This window comes from Kribbella sp. NPDC006257 (genome assembly GCF_040613535.1).
Taxonomy (GTDB): domain Bacteria; phylum Actinomycetota; class Actinomycetes; order Propionibacteriales; family Kribbellaceae; genus Kribbella.
Window position 1 is genome coordinate 206219 of record NZ_JBEXSJ010000010.1, and the last position, 25598, is coordinate 231816.

General features: G+C 66.5%; 23 protein-coding genes and 1 pseudogene. 11 read left to right on the forward strand and 13 right to left on the reverse strand.

Annotation, left to right across the window (positions count from 1 at the left end; all coding sequences use genetic code 11):
• The first annotated feature begins 49 nt into the window (after positions 1-49).
• Positions 50-913, forward strand: coding sequence for an alpha/beta hydrolase (locus tag ABZ004_RS15220; RefSeq protein WP_355680450.1), 864 nt, complete (start codon positions 50-52; stop codon positions 911-913).
• Positions 914-1084: 171 nt separating this feature from the next.
• Positions 1085-1939 carry an alpha/beta hydrolase gene (locus tag ABZ004_RS15225; protein ID WP_355680451.1) on the forward strand — a complete coding sequence of 285 codons (855 nt, stop codon included), beginning with the start codon at positions 1085-1087 and terminating at the stop codon, positions 1937-1939.
• A 68-nt stretch (positions 1940-2007) separates the two neighbouring features.
• Here ABZ004_RS15225 and ABZ004_RS15230 read toward each other — a convergent pair whose 3' ends face one another.
• Together ABZ004_RS15230 and ABZ004_RS15235 are read right to left on the reverse strand one after the other, a co-directional pair.
• Complete coding sequence (locus tag ABZ004_RS15230; protein ID WP_355680452.1) at positions 2008-2727, reverse strand: hypothetical protein; 720 nt, start codon at positions 2725-2727, stop codon at positions 2008-2010.
• Between the two features lie 218 nt (positions 2728-2945).
• The gene (locus ABZ004_RS15235; protein ID WP_355680453.1) at positions 2946-3857 is read right to left on the reverse strand and encodes an MBL fold metallo-hydrolase; all 912 of its coding nucleotides are present in this window, start codon (positions 3855-3857) and stop codon (positions 2946-2948) included.
• Positions 3858-4073: 216 nt separating this feature from the next.
• On the opposite strand from ABZ004_RS15235, the gene ABZ004_RS15240 reads away from it, so the two are divergent.
• Positions 4074-4382 (forward strand): twin-arginine translocation signal domain-containing protein, encoded by a 309-nt coding sequence (locus ABZ004_RS15240; RefSeq protein ID WP_355680454.1) that lies wholly within the window; start codon positions 4074-4076, stop codon positions 4380-4382.
• A 19-nt stretch (positions 4383-4401) separates the two neighbouring features.
• Positions 4402-5241, forward strand: a complete 840-nt coding sequence (locus ABZ004_RS15245; RefSeq protein WP_355680455.1) for an extracellular solute-binding protein — start codon at positions 4402-4404, stop codon at positions 5239-5241.
• 148 nt (positions 5242-5389) lie between these two features.
• Here ABZ004_RS15245 and ABZ004_RS15250 read toward each other — a convergent pair whose 3' ends face one another.
• Positions 5390-5812: a PPOX class F420-dependent oxidoreductase gene (locus ABZ004_RS15250; RefSeq protein WP_355680456.1), complete on the reverse strand. Its 423-nt coding sequence runs from the start codon at positions 5810-5812 to the stop codon at positions 5390-5392.
• A gap of 112 nt (positions 5813-5924) precedes the next feature.
• Positions 5925-6749, reverse strand: a complete 825-nt coding sequence (locus ABZ004_RS15255) for an EamA family transporter (RefSeq protein WP_355680457.1) — start codon at positions 6747-6749, stop codon at positions 5925-5927.
• Between the two features lie 109 nt (positions 6750-6858).
• On the opposite strand from ABZ004_RS15255, the gene ABZ004_RS15260 reads away from it, so the two are divergent.
• A complete protein-coding gene (locus ABZ004_RS15260) occupies positions 6859-7740 on the forward strand; it encodes a LysR family transcriptional regulator (RefSeq protein ID WP_355680458.1) in 882 nt (293 codons plus the stop codon).
• A 160-nt stretch (positions 7741-7900) separates the two neighbouring features.
• On the forward strand, positions 7901-8746 hold the full coding sequence (locus ABZ004_RS15265; protein WP_355680482.1) for a TIGR03620 family F420-dependent LLM class oxidoreductase: 846 nt from the start codon (positions 7901-7903) through the stop codon (positions 8744-8746).
• Here the strand turns inward: ABZ004_RS15265 and ABZ004_RS15270 are convergent.
• Positions 8697-10205 (reverse strand): MFS transporter, encoded by a 1509-nt coding sequence (locus ABZ004_RS15270; RefSeq protein ID WP_355680459.1) that lies wholly within the window; start codon positions 10203-10205, stop codon positions 8697-8699. The two genes, ABZ004_RS15265 and ABZ004_RS15270, sit on opposite strands and share 50 nt — an antisense overlap.
• 110 nt (positions 10206-10315) lie before the next feature.
• Between ABZ004_RS15270 and ABZ004_RS15275 the strand changes: the two genes are divergently transcribed.
• Complete coding sequence (locus tag ABZ004_RS15275) at positions 10316-10822, forward strand: CGNR zinc finger domain-containing protein (RefSeq protein ID WP_355680460.1); 507 nt, start codon at positions 10316-10318, stop codon at positions 10820-10822.
• 84 nt (positions 10823-10906) lie between these two features.
• Here the strand turns inward: ABZ004_RS15275 and ABZ004_RS15280 are convergent, their stop codons facing one another.
• From ABZ004_RS15280 to ABZ004_RS15290, 3 genes are all read right to left on the reverse strand, one after another.
• On the reverse strand, positions 10907-11086 hold the full coding sequence (locus ABZ004_RS15280; RefSeq protein WP_355680483.1) for an SDR family oxidoreductase: 180 nt from the start codon (positions 11084-11086) through the stop codon (positions 10907-10909).
• Positions 11017-11442 (reverse strand): SDR family oxidoreductase, encoded by a 426-nt coding sequence (locus tag ABZ004_RS15285; protein WP_355680461.1) that lies wholly within the window; start codon positions 11440-11442, stop codon positions 11017-11019. The genes ABZ004_RS15280 and ABZ004_RS15285 overlap by 70 nt, the downstream gene beginning before the upstream one ends.
• A gap of 233 nt (positions 11443-11675) precedes the next feature.
• Positions 11676-11834: a hypothetical protein gene (locus ABZ004_RS15290; protein ID WP_355680462.1), complete on the reverse strand. Its 159-nt coding sequence runs from the start codon at positions 11832-11834 to the stop codon at positions 11676-11678.
• Between the two features lie 242 nt (positions 11835-12076).
• Here ABZ004_RS15290 and ABZ004_RS15295 point away from each other — a divergent pair, with 242 nt between their 5' ends.
• Together ABZ004_RS15295 and ABZ004_RS15300 are read left to right on the forward strand one after the other, a co-directional pair.
• A complete protein-coding gene (locus ABZ004_RS15295; RefSeq protein ID WP_355680463.1) occupies positions 12077-12427 on the forward strand; it encodes a cyclophilin-like fold protein in 351 nt (116 codons plus the stop codon).
• Between the two features lie 106 nt (positions 12428-12533).
• The gene (locus tag ABZ004_RS15300) at positions 12534-13694 is read left to right on the forward strand and encodes a multidrug effflux MFS transporter (RefSeq protein WP_355680484.1); all 1161 of its coding nucleotides are present in this window, start codon (positions 12534-12536) and stop codon (positions 13692-13694) included.
• On the opposite strand, the gene ABZ004_RS15305 is transcribed toward ABZ004_RS15300, so the two are convergent.
• The 3 genes and pseudogenes from ABZ004_RS15305 to ABZ004_RS15315 form a co-directional block, all read right to left on the reverse strand.
• Positions 13678-14892, reverse strand: a complete 1215-nt coding sequence (locus ABZ004_RS15305) for an alginate lyase family protein (RefSeq protein WP_355680464.1) — start codon at positions 14890-14892, stop codon at positions 13678-13680. The two genes, ABZ004_RS15300 and ABZ004_RS15305, sit on opposite strands and share 17 nt — an antisense overlap.
• A 38-nt stretch (positions 14893-14930) precedes the next feature.
• A complete protein-coding gene (locus tag ABZ004_RS15310; RefSeq protein WP_355680465.1) occupies positions 14931-18386 on the reverse strand; it encodes a putative Ig domain-containing protein in 3456 nt (1151 codons plus the stop codon).
• A 13-nt stretch (positions 18387-18399) separates the two neighbouring features.
• Positions 18400-20487: pseudogene (locus ABZ004_RS15315) on the reverse strand (glycoside hydrolase family 36 protein).
• A gap of 80 nt (positions 20488-20567) precedes the next feature.
• Here ABZ004_RS15315 and ABZ004_RS15320 point away from each other — a divergent pair.
• The gene (locus ABZ004_RS15320) at positions 20568-21602 is read left to right on the forward strand and encodes a substrate-binding domain-containing protein (RefSeq protein WP_355680466.1); all 1035 of its coding nucleotides are present in this window, start codon (positions 20568-20570) and stop codon (positions 21600-21602) included.
• Complete coding sequence (locus ABZ004_RS15325; RefSeq protein ID WP_355680467.1) at positions 21599-22315, forward strand: alpha/beta hydrolase; 717 nt, start codon at positions 21599-21601, stop codon at positions 22313-22315. The genes ABZ004_RS15320 and ABZ004_RS15325 overlap by 4 nt, the downstream gene beginning before the upstream one ends.
• Here ABZ004_RS15325 and ABZ004_RS15330 read toward each other — a convergent pair.
• Positions 22293-24011, reverse strand: a complete 1719-nt coding sequence (locus tag ABZ004_RS15330) for a beta-L-arabinofuranosidase domain-containing protein (protein ID WP_355680468.1) — start codon at positions 24009-24011, stop codon at positions 22293-22295. The two genes, ABZ004_RS15325 and ABZ004_RS15330, sit on opposite strands and share 23 nt — an antisense overlap.
• Complete coding sequence (locus ABZ004_RS15335) at positions 24008-25573, reverse strand: ABC transporter substrate-binding protein (RefSeq protein WP_355680469.1); 1566 nt, start codon at positions 25571-25573, stop codon at positions 24008-24010. The genes ABZ004_RS15330 and ABZ004_RS15335 overlap by 4 nt, the downstream gene beginning before the upstream one ends.
• Positions 25574-25598 lie beyond the last annotated feature (25 nt).

Consider the following 25598-nt stretch of genomic DNA (forward strand, 5'->3'; position numbering starts at 1 on the left):
TGAGCTTGGGCATCGACGGAACTCGATGCTGGGAAGGGGTGGAGGTTCGATGACGAACGGCGATGATGAAGGTGCCGCGGGGGCGCGGAACCGGACGGTTGCGGTCGATGGGGAGACTTTTGTCTATCGTCGGTTCGGTGGCACTGGGTCCGAGACGGTGCCGCCGCTGGTGCTGCTCCAGCATTTCCGCGGCAACTTGGATTCGTGGGACCCGGCGCTGCTCGACGTACTGGCCGCTGATCGCGAAGTGATCGCCGTCGATCTGCGGGGCGTTGGCGAGTCGACCGGAAGGGTCCGCGACAACGTCACGGACATGGCCCGGGACACGATCGCGTTCACCGCGGCGCTCGGCCTTCGCCAGATCGACGTGCTCGGGTTTTCGCTGGGCGGTCATATCGCCCAGGAGTTGGCGCTGCTTCGGCCGCGCCTGGTGCGAAGACTCGTGCTAGCGGGTACCGCGCCTCGTGGCGGTCCGGATTTCCACAACTGGTCCGACGACCTCTTTGACACCTCGTGTCTCGACAACCCGACCGCAGAGACGTTCATCTCGCTCTTCTTCTCCGGTTCGACGGACAGCGTCAAGTCGGCGTGGGCGTACCTGGCCAGAGCCGGCGCGCGGACCGGCGACCAGGACAGTGCCACCACGCTCGAGGTTCGGGATGCCCAGTTGCAGGCGTTGATGGAGTGGGCGATACCGGACTCGTCGAAGCTGGAGCGGCTGGCGGCGATCACCCAGCCGACTCTCGTGGCCTGCGGCGACAACGACACGATGATGCGGACGAGCAACAGCAACCTGCTGGCCGACAGGATTCCCGGCGCCCAACTTCGGATCTACCCCGACTCGGGCCACGGATTCCTGAACCAGTATCCGGTCGCCTTCGGTGAGCACGTGCGCAAGTTCCTCGGCCAGTAGAAGGGTCTTGCGAATCCTGCGTCATTTGACGGATGCCGCGGTGCGCAGGGCGAGCGACAGTTGGTTCTGCTCGCCCGGTTCAGGTGAGTGGGCGAGGAGGTCCGCAGCGTCCTGGCGCAAATCTGTGGACCTTCTCGCCGCCGGTTGCTCGTCTGGAGAGAGATTCCTACCATGACCGCGTCCCTGGCCAACTCGGCCGAAAATCTCACTGTCACAGGGCCATCGGCCCGGTTCACCTACCGCCGGATCGGCCCCCGAAGTGGGATCCCGTTGGTTTTGCTCAACCGCTTCCGCGGCACCATCGACTGGTGGGACCCGGAGTTCCTCGATCAGCTGGCGGTCAATCACGACGTCATCGTGTTCGACAACATCGGTATCGGCCACACCACCGGCGAGCCGGGCGATTCGGTCGAGCAGTTCGCTGACGGAGCCATCGAGTTCATCCAGGCACTGGGACTGGATCAGGTGGACCTGCTTGGTTGGTCCCTGGGTGGCATCGTGGCGCAGTACGTCACCCGGCGCAGTCCGGGTCTGGTCCGCAAACTGATCGTGGCGGGCAGCAGCCCGGGCAGCCCTGTGCCTGGCGCACCGGCCATGAGCGACAAGGTCCGCCAGATCATGGCCAAGCCGGGCGGCGGAGAAGACGAGGACGTGCTGTACCTGTTCTTCCCCGAGACCGATCGCGGACGTGCGGCCGGCCGGGATCACCTCACCAACGTCGCTCCGAGGCTCGCCTCCGGGGTTCGTGCGGTCTCGGATGCCGCGGGCAAGGGTCAGCTTGTCGCGGTAGCGAAGCTCCAGTCGATCCCGTTCGAACAGACGCAGGCAGACCTTGAGAGCATCAAGCAGCCCGTTCTCTATGCCAACGGCGTACTGGACGTGATGCTGCCCGCCCTGGCCTCCTATGTCGCCGTCCAGCACCTCGACAACGCCGTCCTCGTGCTCTACAGCGACGCAGGGCACGGTTTCCTCTTCCAGCACGCGACAGCTTTCGTCACCCAGGTGAACAACTTCCTGGCTGAGTAGTACCGGGCCGCGCTCTGGTCGCTCCGCCTTGTCCTGGGCCGTTCGGAGGAGGCGGAGCGACTTGGGGTTCAGGCGAGCTTGAGGTCGGTCAGCTCGATGGACACGACGAGTTGCTCGGGGATCGGGTGGTTGTCTTCGTCGCGGACGTAGATCATCCGGGTGCGTGGTACGACGATGCCGTCGATCTCTTCGAAGTCCGAGACGTAGTGGGCGCCGGGTGAGCCGCCGGCGATGTCGACCTGGTAGTCGCGGCGCTGGATGAGCCCGTCGTCGTCGATGTAGAGCACCTGGTGCGGGCTGTGGGTGGCGACGGTGTCGGGATAACTCACGTTCAGCCGTCGCCAGCGCCGGCCGTTCTCGGACCACCGCTCACCTTCCTCCGTGTAGACGCCGGGGAAGGTGAGGTTGAACGGTTCGGCGGTGTAGGTCCACATGGCGTATCCGGTGAAGTACGCCAACTGTAGTGGCGTCCAGGGCGTTTCGAGGGTGTGCCCGGCGAACGAGGAGCGAGGGTCGTCGAGTGCTTCGACGACGTCGCCGCCGGTGGTTTCGATGCCGACCCGAAGCGGCGTGTAGGCGCTTTTCAGGGTGCGCCCGGTGAACGGCCACAGCGAGGTGCGTTGCTCCTTGATCCACACTGTGATGTCGCCGTCGTCGACGATGCCGGGGACCTGCTTGATGTCCCAGATGGCACCGCCGAAGCGCTTGTGCGCGGTGACCGACGTCAGCTCCTTCCACCGGTCGTAACCGCCGTAGGCCTGCAGCGTCTTGTCGAGGAGGTCTGTCATGGTCTTCTCCTTAGCGGCCGGGGAACTGGCGACTGTGGTGGCCGAATTCCACCGCATAGTGGTCGTGTCCGAGCACCAGACTGACCTTGGACGGACCGCCCCGGGTATCCGTCGAATGACCGTAGACCGTAGCCCGGTGCCACGTCACGGCTGCTATGTCGCAACGATCGCCGGTTCCAGCGTGAGGCTGGCGCGATGGTGGTAGGCCCGAGAGGGGATCAGGCGTGGGAGGTCAGGGGTTTGCCGTTGTTGTAGGCAACCATGTCGGTGAGGGCGGCGATGACGTCGATGGGGGTGCCGTTGGGGGCGCCGTCGAGTTCGGAGTAGGCGCGGTGGAGATTGCCGACCAGGCGCTCGGGGTCCAGCAGGTCGGCGTACTGGCCGAGGTCGGTGTTGCGGGCTGCTTCTAGCGGCGTGAGGCCGGTCGACTTCGCAGTACGGGCTGTTTCTTGGATGAAGCGGAGGTAGCCGAGGACGTCGTCGATGAGGTCCGGGCCGGCGATGTCGCCGTGGCCGGGGACGATGGTTTGAGCGCCCAGTGGTTTGAGGACGTTCTCGAGGACGTCGATGGAGCCGGCGATCGAGCCCATCAGCAGGAAGGGGGTGCCGCCGTTGAAGAGGAGGTCGCCGGTGAAGAGGACCGAGCGTTCGGGGATCCAGACGATGGAGTCGTTCGTCGTGTGGGCCGGCTGACCGACGTACCGGACCTCGCAGGCCAGGTCGTCGCTCCACACAGTGATGCGGTCGGTGAAGGTGAGGTCGGGGAGGGTGAGGTCGAGGTTTCCCCATTCGATCGGGGTCCAGAACGGGAGCGGGACCGGCGGGCCGAAGGCTGCCATCTCCGCGCGGAGTCGTTCGTGGGCGACGATGGTCGCGCCGGTGAAGAGGCCGTTGCCGAAGGTGTGGTCGCCGTGGTGGTGGGTGTTGACGATGGTGCGCACCGGCTGGTCGGTGTACTTCGCGATCGTCGCCTGGTAGTCGCGGGTGCGGGCTTCGGTGGCGCAGGTGTCGATGCTGACCACACCACGCTTCCCGACCAGGAAGCCGGCGTTGTTGATCCACCAACTGCCGTCCGGCTGGATGTAGGCGAACACACCGTCACTGACCTCAACCGCAGCAGAGATGCTCATGGCAACGAAGCCTAAATGGGCAAGACGGAGGATGGGAGCGGCATCGCATACGTCAAATGACTGCACTTGATGGGTGTGCCGAGCGGTACATGCCGCCGTCGCGGAACCGGTCGCCGGAGAGCTCTGTTCTGGTGCGCGGATGCGTTGTACGGTCTCCAGGATCCTCAATACTTGAGGCTGTGAAGTAAATGGTGTGATGTGACTCCTGGAGGTGTCATGTCTGAGATGTCCCGGCGCGATCTGCTCAAGCGAACCGGCGGCCTGGCCGCTCTTCTCGCACTGACTTCCTGCGGTAGCAATACAGGCCGGCCGTCGGGTGGAGGTGACGGCGGCACATCGAATGTGAAGCTAGCGCAGTGGTATCACCAGTACGGCGAGAACGGTACGAGAGAAGCTGCGCTGAAGTACGCCAAGGCCTACGCCGCCGCGAACGTTGCTGTGCAGTGGATCCCTGGTGACTACGGCAGCAAGCTCGCCTCCGGCTGCTATCGAGTAGCGGTCCGGACATCTTCGAGAGCCAGCTGAACGTCGGCACCGCAAGAGCATGTTCGACATCCTCGGGGACGCAGGAGCGGACTTCAATCCGAACGACCTGAGGTATGACAAAGCCGGCATCAAGCCGCCGGAGACCGTCGATGACCTGATCGCGGCGGGTAAGGCGCTGACCACGGACAAGGTGAAGGGGATCTTCGTCGGAAACGACGGTGGCGTGATCATCGGCGGTCCGGCTCTGTGGTCGTCCGGTGGCGCCTACCTTGGGGAGGACAACGAACCCGGGTTCACCGGCGCCCGTGCGGCGCAGGCATTCGCCAAGCTGCGCGAGCTCTACACCAGCAAGTCGTTGCTACTGGGCGCACCGACCGACTGGGCCGATCCGAGCGCGTTCATCCAGGGGTTGACCGCGATCCAGTGGTGCGGTCTGTGGGCGATGCCGGCGATCCAGAAGGCGCTCGGTGACGACTTCGGTGTCTTCGCCTACCCGAAGCTCGACGTACAGGGACGGCCCGCGCTGCCGTCCGGCGGCTGGACACAGTTCGTCTCCGCGAAGAGCCCGAACATCGACGACGCCAAGGCTCTCGTGAAATTCCTTTGGGTGGACAACCTCGAGTTCCAGGAGGACTGGAACCTGAACTACGGCTTCCACATCCCGCCGCGGAAGTCACTGGCCGCGAGAGCGACCAAGCTCCAGCAGGGTGCGGCCGCCGAAGTTGTCAAGCTGAACCGGGACCACGGCATCGTCGACCTGCCGGCGTGGACCCCGAAGATGATCACCGCCTTCAACGACCTGACGACGAACGTGATCCGCAAGGGCGCGGATCCCGCAGCCGAGATCAAGAAGGCCGAGAAAACGGTGACCACCGAGCTGTCCCGGCTGTTCGGCTGACCGGGAGACGATCATCCGGTCTTCAGAGGACTTTCTTGATCGGAAAGCCCCTCCTCATCGCTGTGGTCAATTGTCTGGTCTGAAAGACCTCGGCCGAGCTCAAATAGCTTATCTATAAGGGCGCGTCAACGCGATTGCGATCGAGGTGTCAGCCGAGGTTGGAGCGGGCTATCACGTTGGTGATGGCGATGTGTACCGCGGTGAAGCCTCCATGGAGGAATGACTCGGCGAGCTCGGCCGCGGGCTGGTCGGGGTAGTAGCGGTTGGCGATCGCGGTGGCGACGTGCTTGATCCGGTCCGGCTCGGCGGAGATCCGGGCTTCGCCTTCCAGGGTGACGAAGCTGTAGGGCTGCTGCTCGTCGCTCATGCAGACCGCGACGCGGGGGTCGCGCGCCATGCTCTTGCCTTTGACGCTGCCCGGCGAGAGGGCGAAGGCGAGTTCGTCGCCGTCGAGTACGAAGCAGACCGGGGTCACGTGCGGCCGGCCGTCGGCGCGGGTGATGCAGAGGTGGGCGAGCCTGGTGCCCGCGGTGACGAAGGTACGCCACTCGTCGGTGGTCATCGTGGTCATCGGGTCTTCCCTTCACTCAGCCGGCTGTTCGGTGTCGGCTGCGTCATGCTTCCGACCCTAGGGTCGATCGGCGCATCGAGAAAAGCGATGGTTTTCGATGGTGTTGATCGCCTCAGGTGTAGATCGAAACGGTTGCGGGCGCGGCTCTCTCGGCTCCGATGCCGGCGGTGACGACCGAGGCGATGCCAACCGTCTGGAGGACACTCGGTGACTGGGCGAGCAGGATCCAGCCGATCAGGAGGGCCAGCGCCGGCTCGAGACTCATGAGAGTGCCGAAGACGCCCGCGGGCAGCCGTCGAAGGGCGAGATATTCGAGGCTGAACGGGATCACCGGCAGCAGGAGCGCGAGACCGAAGCCGATGCCGACGAGCTGCCAGGTCAGGTGCGGGACAGTGCTCGGCCCGGCGACCATCGTGGCGATCACTGCGGCGACCGGCAGCGAGACGGCCATGCCTTGCAGACCGCTCACCTTGCTGCCGACATGCTGGGTGAGGATGATGTACGCCGCCCAGCAGCAAGCGGCCCCCAGGGCAAAGAGGACCCCGACGCCACTGATCGAACCGTGCCACGGCTGCGTGAGCAAGAGCACTCCGACGAACGCCAACCCGGGCCAGACAAGTTGCCCGCGACCGCGAAGTACGGCAACCGCCAAGGGGCCGAGGAATTCCAGCGCGCTGGCGGTGCCGAGCGGCAGCCGAGCCGCCGCGGCCATGAAGAGCAGGGTCACCCCAGCGGTCACCACACCCAGGCCGGCCGCGGCCAGGAACGACGCGCGATCGAACGAGCTGGCTCTGGGGCGACAGACCACGAGGAAGATCAAGCCTGCCCACACGAGTCTCAGCCAGGCAGCACCCTCTGCACCAAGTCGGTCGAAAAGTCCGATGGAGGCGACCAGGCCGAGCTGGACCATCGTCATCGACAGAACCGCGAACGTCATTCCGGTTCGACTGTCACCTGAGCGCATGTCCTCAGTGAAGCGCCGCTTTCCATTCACGTCCACGTGAGAACGGTGGACTTATCGTTCGTGATGGATGAACAATAAGGCGGTGGACGTACGACGTCTCGAACTGCTCCTGGCACTCTCCCGATTGGGCTCTATGCACTTGGTCGCCGAGACGCTCGGGGTCACCACCTCGACCGTTTCACAGCAGATCGCTGCACTTGCCAAAGACGTCGGGACACCACTCCTCGAGCCCGACGGTCGGCGCGTCAGGCTTACTCCGGCAGGCCGCCGTCTGGCGGGACACGCGGTGCACATCATCGCGGCGCACGAAGCGGCCCGTGCCGACCTCGATCCCACGGCCGAGCCCACGGGGACAGTCCGCATCGCGGCGTTCCACACAGCGATCCGGGACTCTTTGCTTCCCGTCGTGCCTCAGCTCGCGGCCGGGCATCCCGATGTCCGCCTGGAGATCCAGGAACAGGAACCGCCCGAGGCACTCGCCTTGCTGGAGCGTGACCAGGTCGACCTGGTGTTGACCTACGACTACAACCTCGCGCCGGCCTCGGTCGATCCAGCCTTCGAGGCAACCCCCCTCTGGGAGACCAGTTGGAGCCTCGCCGTACCGTCGCGCTCACGGCGTACGACCGCTAAGGCGGCTGACGTCTTCGCCGCCTCCGCCGAGTCCGATTGGATCGTCAACTCCCGCAATACCGCCGATGGACAAGTCATTCGCACCGTCGCGGCGTTGGCCGGGTTCGAACCGCGCATCAGCCAACGGGCAGACAGCCTTCAACTTGTCCAGGAGATGATCATCGCCGGCCTCGGCGTCGCACTCCTCCCCGCTGCTTACCCGAAAACGACAGGCGTCTCTCTCCGCCGCTTGCGCGACCCCGAGCCACGGATGCGCGCGTACGCCGTCACCCGTCGGGGCCGCGGCGGCTGGGCACCGCTGTCCCTCCTACTCGATCTCCTCGCCCCCCGGTAGCCGTGAGAACCACGGCCCGGCGTACCGAACGGCCACTGTCCGGAAAGTGGATACTGACCTGGAGGTCTTCGATGCCTAGCATTCAGCCATGCCGGAGCACGAGTTGGGGACAGTAGGGGTCTGGGCGCCTTGGTGGCTGTAGGAGCAGGAGAGTGATCAGCTGCCCGATACGGCCGCCGACCTGGAGGAGCTGGGCTTCGGGACGCTATGGGTCGCGAACGGGCCGGGGATGCTCCAGACCGCGGCCCGACTGCTGGCAGCGACCGAGCGGCTCACCGTGGCGACCGGGATCGTCAATATCTGGGTACACGCGGCCGACGACGTCGCGACCGTCTACCGGCAGGTCGAAGGCGACCACCCGGGCAGGTTCCTGCTCGGGCTGGGGAACGGGCCCCGAGAGACGGCACAGTGGGCGCTCTCGCCGTATCGTGAGCTGACCCGGTACCTGGATCGGCTGGATGCGGCAGGAGTCGCCGACCACGCCCGGATCGTGGCGGCGGTCGGGCCCCGCATGCTGGGTCTGGCGGCGGCTCGATCGCGCGGAGCCCACCCCTTCCTCGGTACTGCGGAGCACACGGCGCAGGCTCGCGAGATCCTCGGCGACCGGCCGTTGCTTGCTCCCGAGGTGAAGGTGGTACTGGAGCCGGACCCCGCCACGGCACGGGCCATCGCGCGGCAGGCCTTGGAGTTCTACCTGACCAAGCGCGGCTACTCGGGGAACCTTCGGCGGCTCGGGTTCACGGACGAGGACCTGGCTGGCGGCGGCAGTGACCGGCTGATCGACGCAGTGGTGGCCTGGGGTGATCCGGACGCCATTGCGAGGCGAATTGCCGAACACCACCAGGCAGGCGCGAACCACGTGGCCGTCCAGGTACTCGACTGGCAGACGGACGCCCCGGATCGGAGCCAGCGGCGGCTGCCGCGGGCGCACTACGAGCAACTGGCCGCCCTCGCCATCAGCCGGTGCGGCGGTTGCGGAGGGCGAGGGCGGCCGCGGCGGCCGTGAGGAGCAGCAGGGTCGTGCCGACCAGTTCTGCCAGGCGATAGCCGCGGGTGAATGCTTGGTGTGCGGCACTCAGCAGTTGACGGCCAGCCGCGTCGGGGGCGCGGTCGGCCGCTGCGGCGGCGCCACCGATCGTGCGGCGCGCTGCTTCCCAGACGTCGGGAGGAAGGTCGTACGGGTTGGATCCCGGCATGGCGTGCCGGTAGGCGAGCAGCGTCGTACTGCCGAGGCCCGCGATGCCCAGCGCACCACCGAGGTTTGCGCTTGTCTCGAGCAACGCGGACGTCGTGCCCCCTTGTGCAGAAGGCGCAGCGGAGACCGTCAGGTCGGTAGAGATCAGATACACACCCGCCAAGCCGATGGACAGGACCACGAAGCCGGTGACCACGACCCAGAGCCGGTCGGGCCCCATCTGGGTCAACAGCCCGAACCCGCCGGCCGCTATCAGCAGACTGCCGACCATCCCCTGCGCAGTACTGAGCCGCCGGGTCACCGCAGGAGCTGCCAGCGATCCCACCAAATAGGCGACTGTCCCCGGCAGGGTCAGCAGACCCGCCGTCAGCGGAGTCAGCCCTGCGACCAGTTGGAGGTACTGGGCAGTGATGAACTGGGTGCCGTAAAGGACGAAGAAGATCGCGCCGAGGATCAGTAGCGGCGCACTGAAGGAGCTTGCGCGAAGGAGTCCGAGGTCAACCACGGGATGGGTCAGTCGTCGCTGCCGACGGACGAACCAGACTGCCGCTCCAACTCCCAGCACCACCGCAGCGCCGTACGCCGGTTGTAGGCCGTTCTCCGCAATCCTCTTCAGGCCATAGACGAACGCCAGTACGGCGGCCAGGGAAAGAGCGGCGCTGGTGATGTCCACTCGCCGCGCTTCGGCGCCGCGGTACTCCGGCAGCAGGAAGGGGCCGGCCCCGAGGAGAAGGAGCATCACCGGTACGGCGACCAGGAAGACCGAGCCCCACCAGAACCGCTCGAGGAGGAGACCGCCCACCAGCGGACCGGCCAGACCGCCCAACGCAAAGCTTCCGGTCCAGATGCCCAGCGCCACTCTGCGTTGATCCGGATCGGCGAACATGGTCCGGATCAGGGAGAGTGTGGACGGTGCCAGCATCGCGCCGGCGGCACCGAGAACGATGCGCGAGGCGATCAGCTGACCGGGACTGGTGGCGAACGCGCCCAGGCTTGAGGCGGCTGCGAACATCGCTGCGCCGACGAGCAGCATCCGGCGTCGCCCGACCCGGTCGCCCATCATGCCCATCGTCATCAGGAGACCGGCGACCAGGAACGCGTAGCTGTCGACGATCCACAGCTGCTCCGAGCCGCTCGGCAGAAGGTCGGCAGTGAGCTCCGGAATCGCCAGGTTCAGCACCGTGGCGTCCATCGACACCACCATGCACGGCAGCGCCAGGACCGCCAGACCCATCCATTCCCGATAGCCGGCTCGCATTTCGAAGCTCACCCTTTCGTCGCTGTAACGCCACGAACTCGTTCACGACGTTACAGGTGCGAGTGGGACGTCGGCAACCTGCGGTGGGACCGCGGGGGAGGCGATGGCGTTACATTGGCATCGTGGTCATTGATCGGCTGGACATCGCTGCCGTAGTGGTGGTGGTGAATGGCTGGGGCACGGTCCCGCGCGAGGCCGGACGTCGTGACGACTTCCCCGCGGCTCCGGACGAGCTGCTGCCGGCGTGGGCTGCCGCCGATTCGAAGACCTTGCAACGAGCAGCGGACGCGTTGTTCCCGGTGTTCGCGGATCCCGATCCGCTCCACCGTATCCGTGCGCTTGCCGGCCTCCTTGAGCGGACCGGCGTTCGTCCGACGGTTGAGTTGACCGGAAGCCGATCCAGAGCCGCTTGGTACGTCGACGACGCACGCGACGGAGTACTCGCCGCGGCAGCGTTGGCCCTGCGAAAGCAACTCGCTGAGCATGACTCGAGCCGGATCGGACTCTGCGCGGCAGACAACTGCGCCGATGTCTACGTCGACGTCTCGGCGCGGGCCCATCGCCGCTTCTGCTCCGTCACCTGCCAGAACCGGACCCGAATCGCGGCCTACCGCCGACGCACGGCCTGACGGGCCCGGCGTCGAGCCAGGTCGGTGGCGAGATCACCACGTGCAACAGCGCCGGCAGCGATCCGTACTGGAACGGCATGCACCTCAGCGCCGACCTGGGGTTCGTAGCTTTAGAGGGTGTGGAGTAGGCCGCCGTCGCAGGGGAATAGCGGTGCCGGTGAGGTAGGAGGAGAGGTCGCTGCAGAGGAAGGCGCCTATGGCGGCGAACTCGGGGACGGTGCCGAAGCGGCGCATCGGGACCTCGGCGGCTTCGTCGGCCTGGATCTCGGCGGCGGGCCGGCCGGTCCGGGCGGCCTTGGTCGCTTCGACGGTCTCCCGGCGGGCGGTCCGGAACCGCCGGCCAGCAGGAGGTTCACGGTGACGCCGTCCGGTGCGACCTGCGTTGCGAGGCTTTTGAGGTAGCCGGCGAGCGCGGGGCGAGCGATGTTCGACAGCGTCAACGCGGGCAGCGGCTCCACGATGTTCGTGGCCGAAACCGCGAGGATCCTGCCCCAGCCACGCTCGCGCATCCCGTCCAGCACCAGGGACACCAGCCGCTGCTGCGGCCGGATCACCGACGCCACCGCCGTGGCGATGTCCTCCGTGGTCACGTCCAGGGCGGTGGCGGTTTCGAAGCTCACGTACATGCCGTCGAGGTGCGGGTAAAGCTCGCTCCACAGCTGGTCCTGGTACGACGTCCAGTCCGGGAAGGTAGCGCTGACGACGGAGAGTTGTGGCTGCGATGCGCGTACGCCGTAGCTTCCGCCGGTACGTTGTTGACCGCGCCGCCCGCCGAGCGGAACTGCATCATCAAGTCTTGCCGGACTTGATCATCTTCTCGGTCACTGCTGTTCCCGCCGGCGCCGTGGACCGCTCAGAACAGGTCGGGCTCGTGGTCGGCGTCGATCCGGTGGAACGACCCTCGGCCAGCACGATCTCGACCGCCGATGTGGTCGATCGTCAGTCCGTAGCTGTTGCACCGCGAAGATCTCGACATCGTCGTAGGCGTGGGGTGCCCTGTCAGTACACCCATCCACAGTGACTTCTTCCTCAGCAAGCCGGCGGGTTCACTCGAAATGTGGAGGGATTCCCGATCAGAAGGAGCCCACGAAGGTGATTCGCAGTGTCACCGTCGTACTGATCTCGGCTGTCGTGCTGCTATCGGCGGCCTGCGGAAACGGCGCTTACGCCGACCAGCAGTCGGGCTCGCCATCCGGCGGTCAGCAATCCGTCCGGCCCAGCTCACAGCACCCGCGTACCACCGAAGAGGACCGAATGAGACTTCGCATCACGATCGGCGATCAGCACTTCCAGGCCACGCTCGACGACAGCGCCGCCGCTCGCGATCTGGCCGCGCAACTTCCGCTCACCGTCGAGATGAGCGATCACGGTGCCGTAGAGAAGACAGGTCCACTTCCCGCTCCGTTGTCCCTGGACGGTCAGCCGGCCGGCGCGGACCCCGACGTCGGCGACGTCGGGTACTACGCCCCAGGCAACAATCTCGTTCTGTACTACGGCGACCAGTCGTACTACGACGGCATCGTCGTCCTGGGCCGCCTGGAAGGTGACGCCGCTGAGCGCATCGCCAGCATGGACGGGTCCATCAAAGTTCAGCTCCAGTCCTGATTCCTCCGCGACCTGAGAAGGCTTGATGCAATAGGTACCACTGCCGGCCGACGTCGCCCGGTCGCTGGCGCAGGCACGGCTGACCGTCGGGCTGGTCGCGACCGTGGTGTTCTTGACCGCGATCGCGCCGCTGGCCACCGACATGTACGTCCCTGCGTTCCCCCAGGTCGCAGCCGACCTGTCCAGTACTGCGACGCAAGTCCAGCTCACGCTGACCACGTTCTTCGTCGGTATGGCGCTCGGCCAGTTGATCGGCGGACCGGTCTCGGATCAACGCGGCCGCAGGATCCCGTTGCTCGCGGCACTCATGGTCGTGACCGCGGCCTCGATCGTGTGCGCGCTCGCGCCGACCATCGCGGTGATGACGGTGGCCCGGCTCGTCCAGGGCTTTGCCGGCGGCTGGGCGATGGTGATCGGGCGGGCGATCATCGTCGACCTGGCCACCGGCGTACGGCTGGTCCGGGTACTGAACGTCATCGCCGCGGTCGGTGGCATCGCGCCGATCGTCGGTCCGCTGCTCGGTGGACTCATCTTGCAACTGTCGCACTGGCGGGTCTCGTTCTGGCTCGTCGCATTGCTCGGTCTTGCGATGACGGTGGCGGTCCTGGTCGCCGTGCCCGAATCGCTCCCGCGCGAACGCCGGCACGCCGGCGGGCTGGGCAACTTTCTCGCCGTCGGGCGGATCGTTCTGGCCAACCGGGAGTACGTCGGCTACCTGGTGGTCGCCGGGGCCGCGATGGGTGCGCTGTTCGCGTACGTCGCCACATCCGCGTTCGTCCTGCAATCCATGAACGGGCTCTCTCCGATCGCGTATTCCGTCGACTTCGCCGCCAACGCCACCGGGATGACCGTCGCGGCGCTGATCGCGGCCCGGCTCGCTGGAAGGGTCTCCACCCGCAAGCTCATCCTGACCGGCCAGCTCGCCGCTCTCGCCGCGGGAGTCGCGATGCTGGCCGGTGCAGTGTGGCTCGGCACACCACTGATCCTCGCGCTCGGGTGCTTCTTCGTCCTGATGACTGCCCAAGGCCTGATGATCCCCAACGGCGGTGCTCTGGCGTCCGCAGCCGTCTCCGATCGCCCCGGCACCGGATCCGCCGTACTGGGCTTCGTCCAATGGGTCGCCGCCGGAACCATCGCACCGATCGCCGGACTAGGCGGCGAACACACCGCCGTACCGATGGCCACCCTCCTCACCGCCGGCGCCATCGTCTCCATGCTCGGCCTGACCCTGGCCAGGCCGAGCACGACAGCTACTTCGCGTAGGTGAGGGTGCCGAAGCCGGTCTGGTCGAAACCGCCGCTGGTGGAGCCGTAGTCGCCGCCGCCTCCTTCGGGGCGAAGCTTCGCGGCCATGGCGGAGATGTACGGCGTGGTGAGGTTCTTGCGCCGGGTGTAGTGGAAGTGCAGGATCTCCCAGACCGGCCTGAGTTGGCCGCGACTCGCGGTGGAGATCACCGTGTGTTCGTTGTAGGCGCAGTTCTGGCCGCTGCCCCAGGTGTATTTGGTGAACGGGACGTCCTGACCGAGGTTGTACTTGGCGACGTACTCCGCGGCCTTCAGGAACCGGTTGTCGTCGTAGCCGTAGAGGTCTTCGCCTTGATTCCATGCCATCTCGCAGAAGGCGCCCAGTTGCCCGATGCCCATCATGGTGTGGCCTTGATCGCGCCCGGACTCCTGGTACTGCGCGAGGCCCTGACCGGCGTACACGAACGGGATCGCGTGCCGGATCGAGCCGTTCCCGGCGCCGGTCTTGAAATAGTTCACCGCTTGGTCGTACTTCGCGGCGTCGTCGCACAGGATCCCGATCGCGAGGATGGAGTTCATGTTGCACAGGTCCCAGTTGGACCAGTAGTTGGTGATGCAGGCGTCGTTGTGATTGAGCAGAAACTGGTTGTTCAGCGGATAGAAGACCCTGTTCATCATCGTCTTGAACCGGGCCAGGTCGAAGCCTGAGTAGCCGCGCATGAGTTCGGCGACTGCTGCGAACTGATAACCGTAGATGCCGGCCGCCAGGAACCGGTCTGCGTTACCTGTCACCGTGGTGAGCGACGCTGACCACGCGTTGAGGATGTCGCGCGCACAATCGCCGTGCGCGCTCGAACCTTGGACCCACCAGCGCAGTGCGTTCTGGTAGGCGGCGTGCACGTCGTTGTAGAGAATGCCGTAGTTCTCGCCGGTGCCACCACGGATGATGGTGGCCTGTGGGTTCGGTCGCCAGGACGATTGCGCGTGCGAGTTGGCGGTCAGACGCTTCCAGCCGGCCAGCCACGGATCGTTGCCGGCGGCAACGCGTACCTTGGCTCGGTTCAGGTCGCCCCAGTTGTGCAGGCTACCCGGATGGGTGAACATGGCCGGTGCCGCGTCTGCCGGCCGGCCGAGCGGGCCGAGGCCGGCCGTGGCCGCCATGCCGGTGGCGGCCAGCCCGGCGGCTGTGGTCAGAATCGTGCGTCGCTTGATCTCCTTCATGTGGCGTCTCCTTCGGTGGGGAGGTGCTATCGGACGGTCTACCGAGGTAGCTCCTGGAACTGCAGGAACTGCACCTCGGCGAGATTGGTGTTGCCGCCGTGATCATCGAGGATGCGGACCAGCGGAACCGACATGTGCTGTGGAAGCGGGAATGTGTACCACTGCTGGTCGGAGGTCACTGCGTTGATCGTGGCCAGCGTCTGCCAGGTGACACCGCCGTCGCTCGAGCCTTGCACCGTGGTGCCGTTGGCCCGCGCAGGGTACGCCGCGCGGGGTCGCACCCGGATCGCGTCGAGTTCCAGCCGGGACCCGTTGCTGGGAGCAACCGTCACCCATCCGTTCGCGCTGGTGGTGTCGGTGGCGGTAGCGAGGTTGCCGTCGAACATTCGCCAGCCGTTGTCGGCCGTGGTTCCGGTGCCGGGCCACGCGGGTGTGGACGCGTTCACCCAGGACCGGTCGATCGCGACGATCTGAACGTGGTTGTTCCACAGCTCGAGCGTCGACCCGTTGGTGGTCTGGTAGACAGTCGCGCCCGGACGGCCGTCGCCGGTCGTGTAGTCGGCGGCGAATCGCAGCGGGCGCCCGTAGTCGACGTTCTCAGGGAGCACTGCTTCGGCCCGCCAGTGCCGGCTGTCGTTGCTGGTGACCTTTGCATCGACGCCTTCGATCGCGACACTGACGGTGCTGAGCGGCTGCGTGGCCACGAGGGCGAGGGTGACGGTGTCTCCGTTGATCGCCTTCGCAGAGTCGGGATTACTCGTGGAGAGCGTTGCCGCCGAGATCGCTTGCGCCGTTTCGAGGCGGACGCCGTGGATCCTCAGCTCACTGAAGGACGAAAGACCCGGGTACGCCGGATCGGTGGGTACGCCGGGATGGTCGACCTGCACCTTGAAGAACCGGAAGGTCTTGTCCTGGAGGCCGTCGCGGACGGGGATCGTCTCCATCGCGAAGCCCTGGGCGGTGGTGTCGGTGGTCTCCCGTGAGCTCAGCAGCGCCCAGGTCGTACCGTCGTTCGAGCCGTAGACGTTCGCGCCCTGGGACCGATTTCCGAAGTTGTACCGGGCCTGCAGACCGAAGGCATCCGCCCGAACCGCGAAGCCGGCACCGAAGTCGAGCATGAACGGCGCCCGGAGATCGCCCGAGAAGCTGTTGATGTCGTCGTCGATCAGATTCGCGACCGCGGTGGCGGGCAGGGACGAGCTGACCAGCAGTGGATAGTCCAGGGAGCCATCCGTCAGGTGCGGGTTGAGGATCCGTAGCTTCGACACCGCCTTCTGTAGCGTGCTGAGGCTTGCGAGGAAGGTCTGGTCGTCGGCCGTCTCGATCGAGGCCTCGACCGCGGTCCTGGTGCTACTGAGCTCGTCGAAAGTCGCCTTGACGTAAGTCTCATCTGGATTGAACCCCTCAAGGGCAGCCGTGACCGCGCGCCGACGGTCCGGCGCGATCACGAGGGTGACGTCGAGCACTGCGTTCGTCGTACCGTCGGATGCCACCACGAAGGTGGCGTGGGTCCGGACCTGCTGGGCGGTGGGCGTCCACTGCAGCGCGCCAGTCGCGGTGTCGAACGTCGCACCGGCGGGAGCCGACTGCGCTTCATAGCTCACGGTCTCGCCCGGCTTGTCGGTCGCGGCCAACGATCGCTCGAGCTGGGCGCCGGCGACACCGATGATCGTGACCCGGCGGCCGTCGGCGAACACCGGCGGGCTGAGCCGGATCCTGGCCTGGAGGTCGACGTGATCGAGGTCGACGTCGACCTTCGGCGAGCCGACGACTGTGAAGTACGCGAGGTTCTCGCCGCCGCTGCTGCCCGGGAGGACGGCGTAGTCCATGTCGTAGGTCAGGTAGCGCCACTCGCCGTGGGTGTCCGGCAGCGTCAAGGAGTGGTACGGCGCGAGGGAACGATCCTTCCTGATCTGCAGAGTCGCTCGGCCCTTGGTGCGGATCCGGAGCCCGACCGGGCTGTAGCCGTTCCGGTTGTCGTACAGGAGGGTCCGGACGGCGATCGTGGTGCCCTTGTTGCCCGAGGCATGCATTCGCACGAAGCCGAGGTCCGGCTCGTGGAGCACTGCCGAGCGGTGGTCGAGCGCGAGACTACGGTCCTCGACCTGGATCAACGGGTCAGCCTGGACCGGCCGCGAGTGTCCGCCGACGGCCGCCGGGAGGGAGAGCCAGTAGTCCGGGTTGTAGTCGGGATTGCTGTTCCAGAAGTTGTACGCCGACGTCCCCCAGAAGAACTTGGGTCCATCAGCCTGTAGGTGCATCGCCGCGACGTTCGGAGCCTGTCGTTCGACGTCGACTCCCAGGCTGTACTTGTAGATGTCGTACAGCTCGTCGCTCGGCTCGAACTGGCGGCCACGATAGGCCTCGGACAGCTTCCCGGGTCCGCCCGTGGTGTCGATCCAGGGAATGTCCTTGCCCCGCATATAGGCGAAGAACGCCTCGTTACCGGCGAGCAGCCGGTTGTCTCCGAACCGGTACGGCGACACTGCGTTGCGGCTGGTCGACACGGTCCCGTGCGCCGGGTCGAGCCGGGTGCCCTGCACGGTGAGCATCCGGGCCGTTGTGGTCAACGCGTTGACGCCGTCCCACGCGTGGGCCTGGTCGCGCCCCATCTCCTGCACCTGCACGAACGAATAACCGAAGTGGTTCAGCGGATCGCGCTTGTCGATCCGGCGGAAGTACGACGCCAGTGCGCCGTTGGTGTGCGGGTTCGGGGCGGTGGAGTTGACCGTGAACCACTCGACCCCTTCGCGGTACCGCGGGAGATTGTCGGTGAAGATGTAACCGGCCAGCGCGCCGACGTTCGCGAAGGCCTGCTGGTTCATGAAGTAGTCGTTGTGGTGCAGGAAGGTGTCCGTCAGCGGTACGACGAGGTTCGTGCTGAGGTTGGTGGTATCGGAGTCGTGCCACGCGATGTCGTAGCCGGACTCACCCGGGTTGACGCTCGAGTAGCGGATGAGCTCGGCGGCCGTCAGCAGACGCATCAACGGGATCGGGCTGTGGATCCGCGCATCCGGATAGACCGCGAACTTCGCCGGATCCAGATGGCTCCAGATCCGGATGATCCGCAGGGCGTTCTCCCGGTACACGGGGTCGCCGGTGATGACGTACAGAATGGCCTGGGTGTAGGCGGCGAACGCGTCCTCGATGAACTTCGACTGGATCGCCTGCGAGTTGAACGCGTCATTGGCGGGGAAATCGAGCTGGGCACCCTGGTTGGCAGAGCGAACGGTCCGCGATGCGAACCTGGTTTCGACCATCGCCGCGTAGTACGACGCCCAGGGCTCGACGCCGGCGAGCACCTGCTGACGCGCGTTCACCAGGTTCTGCGCACTGACGCCGATGCCCGGATGGACGAATCCGGCACTACTGGTGACCTCGTTCAGCACCACCGCCGGATAGGTGACCTGCTGCACGGCATCGGCGGTGGGGGAGGCGATGATGAGGCCGGCCAGGACCGACAGGGCGGCCAGCCATCTCGCTGGGTTGGGCACGATGAAACTCCGATCAGTGAAGGCGGATCAGCCGGGCAGAGTGACTTGCGGGAAGGGCGATCTCGAGCGCGTGCTGTCCCTGGGCATCCGTCACGACCTCGGCGAGTTCGCCGCCCCAGCTCGGGTACCGGACCTCGACCTCCCGCGCCGCGTCGAGGGGAATGGTGACCTTGGCGTCGCCGTCGCGCCGCCAGACGGCCAGCAGCAGTTCGGCATCGGTACGGCGGCCGACCGCCACCCACTCGTCGCGCCAGCCGGGGAGTCCGAGCGGCCACCACGGCGTACCGGTCGAGAGGGTGGTGCGCAGTCCGCGATAGGTCAGCAGGGCCGCACGTACTACGCTGCGCTGAGCGGTTGACAGCGTATCGATCCGGCCGGCCAGATGGACCCGGAACAAGAGGCTGGTGATGAGCGAGAACGCGAGTTCCTCATCCGTCATCGAACCGTCGACGGACGACCAGACGCCGGCCTGTTCCGGGGTGATGGCCAAGGACGACGCAGCGGCGATCGGCGGCATCAGCCGGAAGTTCTGCTGGTCGGTCAGCGACTGGATCGGGAAGGTCGCACCGGAGGCGCCGTCCAGCCGGCTCCCACCTGCCGAGCAGCCCTCGATCGTCAGCCCCGGATGGCGGTCCATCACCTCGCCGACCCAGCTCAGGAAGGCCCGGTTGTGCTCGAGCAACCCGCCGCCGACGCTGCCCGCCAGGTCTGTTCCGGCGCCGATGTCGATGTTGTAGTCGAGCTTCAGGTAGGCAAGGCCGAACTCCGTCACCAGCCGATCGACCACCTGGTCCAGATGCGCCCGGGCCGCCGGATGGCGAAGGTCGAGCTAATGGCGACCCCACTCGGTCAGTCGCTGTCCGTCGCGCTGGAAGAACGCCGCATCGGGCAGTGAGCGAGCGATCGGACTCCGGACACCGACGACCTCCGGCTCCAGCCACAGTCCGGGGCGCAGGCCGGCCGCACGGATCTCGTCGATCACCGCGGCGAGACCGCCGTCCGGGAAGCGGTTGACCGACGGCTTCCACTCGCCGACCGAATCCCACCAGCCACCGCCTTCGTCGTCGTACCAGCCGGCGTCGATACAGAAGACCTCCGCACCGAGGTCCGCGGCGGCCGCGATCAGCGGCAGCTCGCGCGCGGTGGTCGGATCGGCCATCAGCCCGTTGAGGAAGTCGTTGTAGATGATCGGGGCCTCGGCGTGCGGCCGGCGGATCCGCCGGCGATGGGCGGTGAGCGCCGTCGCCACCTCTTCGAGATCGTTGCCGATCACAACGGTCGCCGGGGCGGTCCGGAAGGTCTCACCGGGCTCCAGGCGCTGCGACCACTGGTGCTCGGCGGCGGCAGGACCCGAGGCGGTCAGATATACCGAGTCGTAGCGATCGCCGAGCTCGTAGTGCCAGGCACCGTTGTGCTCGATCTGCCAGCCGAGCATCCGCCCGGTGCGCAGGTCCTCCAGGATGCCCATCGGCAACCGCTCGGAGGTGGACCAGCTGCCGGTGCTCGTCGCACAGACGCGGTTCTTCGAGCCGGTCTGGTCGTACGCGACCATGCCCACGTCGTACAGGCCGAGCTCGGCCAGGGTGGCTCGGCGCCAGCGGAACTCACCGCTCCAAGGATTCGCGGCCTGCCACAGCGCGAACTCGTCCTCCCACCGTCGCCCCAGACCGAGGCCCGACAAGGTCAGACTGGAGACATAGTCCAGTACGACGCTCTCCGTCGTACCGACCTCCACCCAGGTGTGCAGAGCAGGCGCGTCATCGGCGATCGAGTAGTGGACCTTCACCTCGAGACCGTGCTCGTGATCGGCCAGATCGAGACGCAGCCGGTGGACCCCGGCCTCCACGTGTTGCTGCCAGGTGACCAGCCGGAGACGTTGCCCAGCCAGTCCGTCGACGTGGCGCTTACCCGACGTACCGTGCCTGCCGCTGCCGGCCACGGCCAGCTCGACGACCGGAAGTGCGGCACGTCGGTAGGCGGCCGGATCGAGGTCCGGGTCGTCGGCGGTCGTCACCGCGAGCAGGCGTGGTGGCTCGTGTTCGCCGTGCGTGATGTGCAGTCGCAGAGCGTCGGTGCCCCACTGGAAGATCGGAGCATTCATGGTGTTACCGCCTCACAGTTCGGACCGGCGGTTGCCAGGCGGTGGTCAGCGAGCGCGAAGGAAATCGCTATCATCCCTGCATGGCGACGAATTCTCGGAGCAAGCGCGCACCTGTGCTCGGCGACGTCGCGCGGCTTGCAGGGGTGTCGGTGCCGACGGTCTCGCGGGTCCTGACCGGCGCCAAGCCGGTCAGCGCGGAGGTGGAGCAGCGGGTCCGGCGCGCCATCGACAAGATCGGCTACCGGCCGAACGGCGCGGCCCGGATGCTGGTCTCCGGCCGGCGGTCGCTGGTCTCGGTGATCGCCGGAGCGACGTCGAGCTACGGGTACGCGCGGACCATCGAGGGGATCGAGCACGCGGCGCGGAAGGTGTCGATGGACGTCGGGATCGCGGTCATCGACTCGGCCGATCCCGAGGTGGTGTCGGCGGCGATCGACCAGCTGCTGGTCCAGCCGGTGGCCGGCACCATCATTCTCGAGTTCGACCGGCCCGGACTGGCCGCGATCGAGGCGATGCCCGCCTCCGTTCCGACCGTGGTCGCCGGAGGTGGTTCGCGCCGGACCGGTCCCCGGGCGTACGCGTTGATCGACGAGCGTGCGGGTGGTCGCGAGGTCACGTCGTACCTGCTGGGGCTCGGGCACCGCACGGTGCATCATGTCGCGGGTCCGACGATGGGCAAGCACTCCGGCCGGACCGAGGGATGGCGAGCCGCCCTGAAGGCCGCCGGGGCGCAGATCCCCGAGATCATGCACGCGGAGTGGGAACCCCGCAGTGGTTACGCGTGGGGCCGGCAGATCGCCGAACGACGCGATGTGACGGCCGTGCTGTGCGGCAGCGACGACATCGCCGCCGGAGTTCTGCGTGCTTTGTTCGACCACGGTGTCCAGGTGCCGGAGGATGTCTCGGTCGCAGGTTTCGACGACCAGCCCTTCGTCGAGATGCTGCGCCCGGCGCTCACCACGGTCCGCCAGGACTTCAATGACCTCGGAGCCCGCTCCTTCGACGCGCTCGCCCGCCTGCTGGCCGGTGACCGCGAGATTCCGACGTCGGTCGCGACGCCGTCGCTTGTCATCCGGGAGTCCACCGCGGCCGCCCGAAGAAGCCGGCGCCGATGACCAGGCCCCGGCTTCTGTTCGTCCACGGCTGGGGAGCAGATCGCCGGTCATGGGGCGACATCGACGAGCTGGTGGCGCCATGGGCCGACGTACTGGTGCCGGATCTGGCGGGCCATGGCGAGGCGGCGGCCGTCGGCGATCTCACGATCGACCGGCTGGTGGACGACCTCGCGGCGGTCGCCGCCGGTGGGGGACCGGTGGTTGCCGTCGGCCACTCGATGGGTGGGCAGGTCGTCGCCCGGCTCGCGGTCCGGTTTCCCGAGCTGGTGCGAGCGATCTGCGTCATCGACCCGGCGTACGGCGCCGATGACGCCGAGGTCGCGCGCTGTCCCGACGTACTCGCGGAGCTTCGGCGACGGGGCACCGAGGCCGGCCTGGAGTTCGTCGACCAGGCCCTCGCCGGCAATGCCCTCCATGAGGTGGTCCGGGCACAGATGGCGCGTACGCCGGGACCCGTGCTGGCCGGCCTGTACGAGTCGATGTACCTGGCGCCCGGAAGCATCGGTGCACGCGCCGCGACCAGCGCCTTCCTGCCGAAGCTGACGAAGCCGTGCCTCAGCCTGTACTCGACCGAGTACGCCGCGGATTTCGCACGGACGATGAACTGGCCGCACGGCTCCGCCATCGAAGTGTGGCCCGGAGCCACACATTACCTTCATCAGCAGTACCCCGATCGCTTCGTGGAGCTGCTCATGGAGTGGCTGCCGTCCTGACGTAGGAATGGAACGGGTGGGTCGTGCCCTCGAAGAACGGCACGAACTCGATGCTGTCGGCAAGGAAGTGCAGCGGCTCTCCCGGCATGGGGATGAGTTCTGCTGCTTCGAGAAGCTCTCGACGGTTGTCGAGGGCAATGAGATGGATCGGGCCGGACATGACCGCCGACAGCGTCGCGCCATCTGGTGTCGGCTCGGCCCGCACTCTGAACGGCAGATCGACCCGTACCGTGTCACCCGTCGACCAGACACGGTTGATGCCGAGATATCCGCCGGACCCGGCGTCCGGATGCACGGCCGCACCGTTGACCGTGACCTGGAACTCGCTCGTCCAAGCCGGGATCCGCAGGTGGAGCGTGAAGGATCCGGCCCCGTCGAAGGTGAGCGTGGGGCCTTGTTCGTAGGGGAAATCGGTCGTCTGGATGACAGTGACTCCGGCCCAGCTCACCGACGAAGCGGAGTACAGATTGACATAGAGACCGTCGTCGCTGTGGCAGTAGATGAAGTCCTGGTACTTCGTCGCGCTCTCGAGGCCGGTGCCCTCGCAACAGGTTGCCCCAGCTTTCGGGAGGTAGTCGCGGACGGAGCCAGGCTCCAACCCGATGAAGTACGTCGTCAGCGGACGGTCCGCTGAGAATTCGTCCTGCTTGGATCCGAGGATCTGGTTGTACAGGGTCCGCTCGTAGTACTCGACGTACTTCGGATCGTGCAGGTGGAAGAAGAGCAACCGGCTGAGCTTGAGCAGGTTGTGCGCACAGCAGGTCTCGGCGTTGGTTTCGCTGAGCGATCCGGCGATGATGCCGGCTGGTCCCCAGAACTCGTTCGAGCTGGTGCCACCGATGCTGTAGGTCCGGCCCGGCACGATCTGATCCCAGAAGTTGGCCGCGGCGTGCAGATAGCGGTCCTCACCGGTGACGTCGAACCGGCGGACCAATCCGGTGAAGATCGGGATGTGCTGGTTGGCGTGCAGGCCGTCCAGGACATCGAGACCTTCGGTACACGCCGAGATCAGCGGCTCGATGTCCAGCAGGCGGCCGAAATCCAGCCAGTCGGGTTCGCCGGTCACGGAGTACAGGTCGCACAGTGTCTCGGCTAGACCGCCGTACTCCCCGCTGCCGTGGAGCGACCACATTCGGTGCAGCACGGCCGGCGGGAGCCGACGGAGACGCTCGTACATCCATCGGCACATCCCCTCGGCGAGTTCGAGCGGGCGAAGTTCGCCGAGCGCGAGATGGGCGTCGAGGAGACCTTTCACGAGCTTGTGCGCGGTGTAGTACGGCGCCCAGACAACGGTGTAGTCCGCCTCTGTCATGGTCTCCAGCACGACGAACTGCTTGTCCGGGTACGCCGCCAGGTACCCGGACTCGTCGGCGCATTCAGCCAGCCCGGCAATCAGTCGTTCCAACTTCTCGCCGTACGTCGGATCGCGTGTGCTCGCAGACGCCTGGGCGAGTGCGGACAAGAAGTGCCCGGTGTAGTGGCCGCGCAGATTGCCGTTCGCTTCACCCACCGGGTCCTCCCAGCCACCGGGTCTGGGCACATCCGGGGTGGGCAGCCCCGCGTTCTCGCGAAACGCACGCAGCAGGCGATCGGTGTCGTACGAGCGCAGGTGGTCCAGCATGAGACGCGCCTTGTCCGCGAGCAGGCCGGGGCCGAGGGTGACCTCGCCGAGGGCGAACGGACGGAGCGCCGTCAACGCTGCGCCGAGAGGTAGCTGTTGGCCTGCTTCTCCATCTCGGCCTGCACCTTGTCGAGCCCCGCGGACGAGACGGCCTTCTTCAGCTTGTCGAGGCCGGCGTCGACGTCGACCGCACCGAAGAACAGTGGATTCCCGTACTGCGTGAAGGCCTGCGAGATCTGCGCGTCCTCACGCTTCACCGCCGTGACGTCGGGGATGAATCCCGCGAAGGTGTCGACGGTGAAGTTGTCGTAGTTCTGCGCCCAGGTGAACCACTCGGACTCCGACTCGGTCATCTGCGCCGACCGTCGTTCCAGCGAGGTCCGCCAGCAGAGCGCGAACCCGGGGAACGCGTACGTGCTCAGCTGCTCGAACTTGTCCTCGCCGACCGGCTTCCAGTCCTTGCCCTCGACGCCGTACGAGATCAGGTCGTGGTTCGCCTTGATCGACAGCCAGTCCTCGAGCTGCATCGCCCGCTCGTTGCTTGCGCCCTTGGCGTTCAGTACGGCGAAGTTGTCGGACTGGAACGTCTGGTTCGGCTTCACCGACTTGCCGCCCTTGAGCGGCATCACGTTCGCCATCTTCGCGGACTTCACCGCCTTCAGCAGACCGGGCAGCAGGGTGGTCGTCGACAACCCGTCGGTGGTGGCCCACGCGCTCGCGGTCTGGCCGTTGGTGAACAATCCCTTGCTCGTCGCCGCGTCCGCGTTCAACGCGTCGCGGTTGATGATGCCGTCCTGGTAGTACTTCCGGATCCTGCGCAAGGTGTCGACGACACCGGGCTCTTCCCAGAACGGGATCGGCCGGGAACTGCCGCTCGACCTGGCGTCCGCGGCCAGGAAGAACGGCATCGAGTTGCCGCTGAAGCTCTGCCCGATCCGGCTCGGGTTCTCCCAGGCATGCGCGTTGAACATCGCCACCGGGCCCGGTACACACGTGAGGTTCGACTGGTTCTGGCTGAGCGCGATCGGGACGATCCTCGGGTCGTGCTGCTTGACGTCGTACCAGAACTTCTCCAGCGTGGTGAAGTCGGTGATCTCGCCGACGCCGTACTTGTCGGCCAGGTCCTGGCGGACCGCGAAGTGGTGGATCCGGCCCGCGCTGTTGACCTGCGGGATGCCCCAGAGCTTGCCGCTCCACTTGTTCAGCTCGAGCATCTTCGGGTTCAGGGTCTTCTTGAGGTTCGGGTACTTGTCGATCAACGGGCCGACATCGACCAGGGAACCGCTGCCGGCCAGCTGCGACATATTCAGCCAGCGCGCCTGCAGGGCGGTGTCGAAGTTCTCGCCCGCGGTGAACTTCAGCAGTGCCTGGTTGCCGTAGTTGTTCCAGTTGATGAACTGCGGCGTGATCGTGAAGCCGAGCTCGTCCTGCAGCTTCTTGTTGACGGCGGTCAGTACCGCGTTCCAGCCGTCCGGCACGGAGCCGGGGAGCAGCAGCTTCAGATTCTTCGCGGCCTGGCCGCCGGCCGCCTGGCCGCTGCCGTCGCTACAAGCGGACAGCCCGAACAGCGCTGCCAGGGAGACGCCGCCGGTGGCGCCGAGGAAGGCACGACGAGAGATTGCGTGGGGTGCGGACATGATGGTGCTCCTGCTTCAGGGTTGT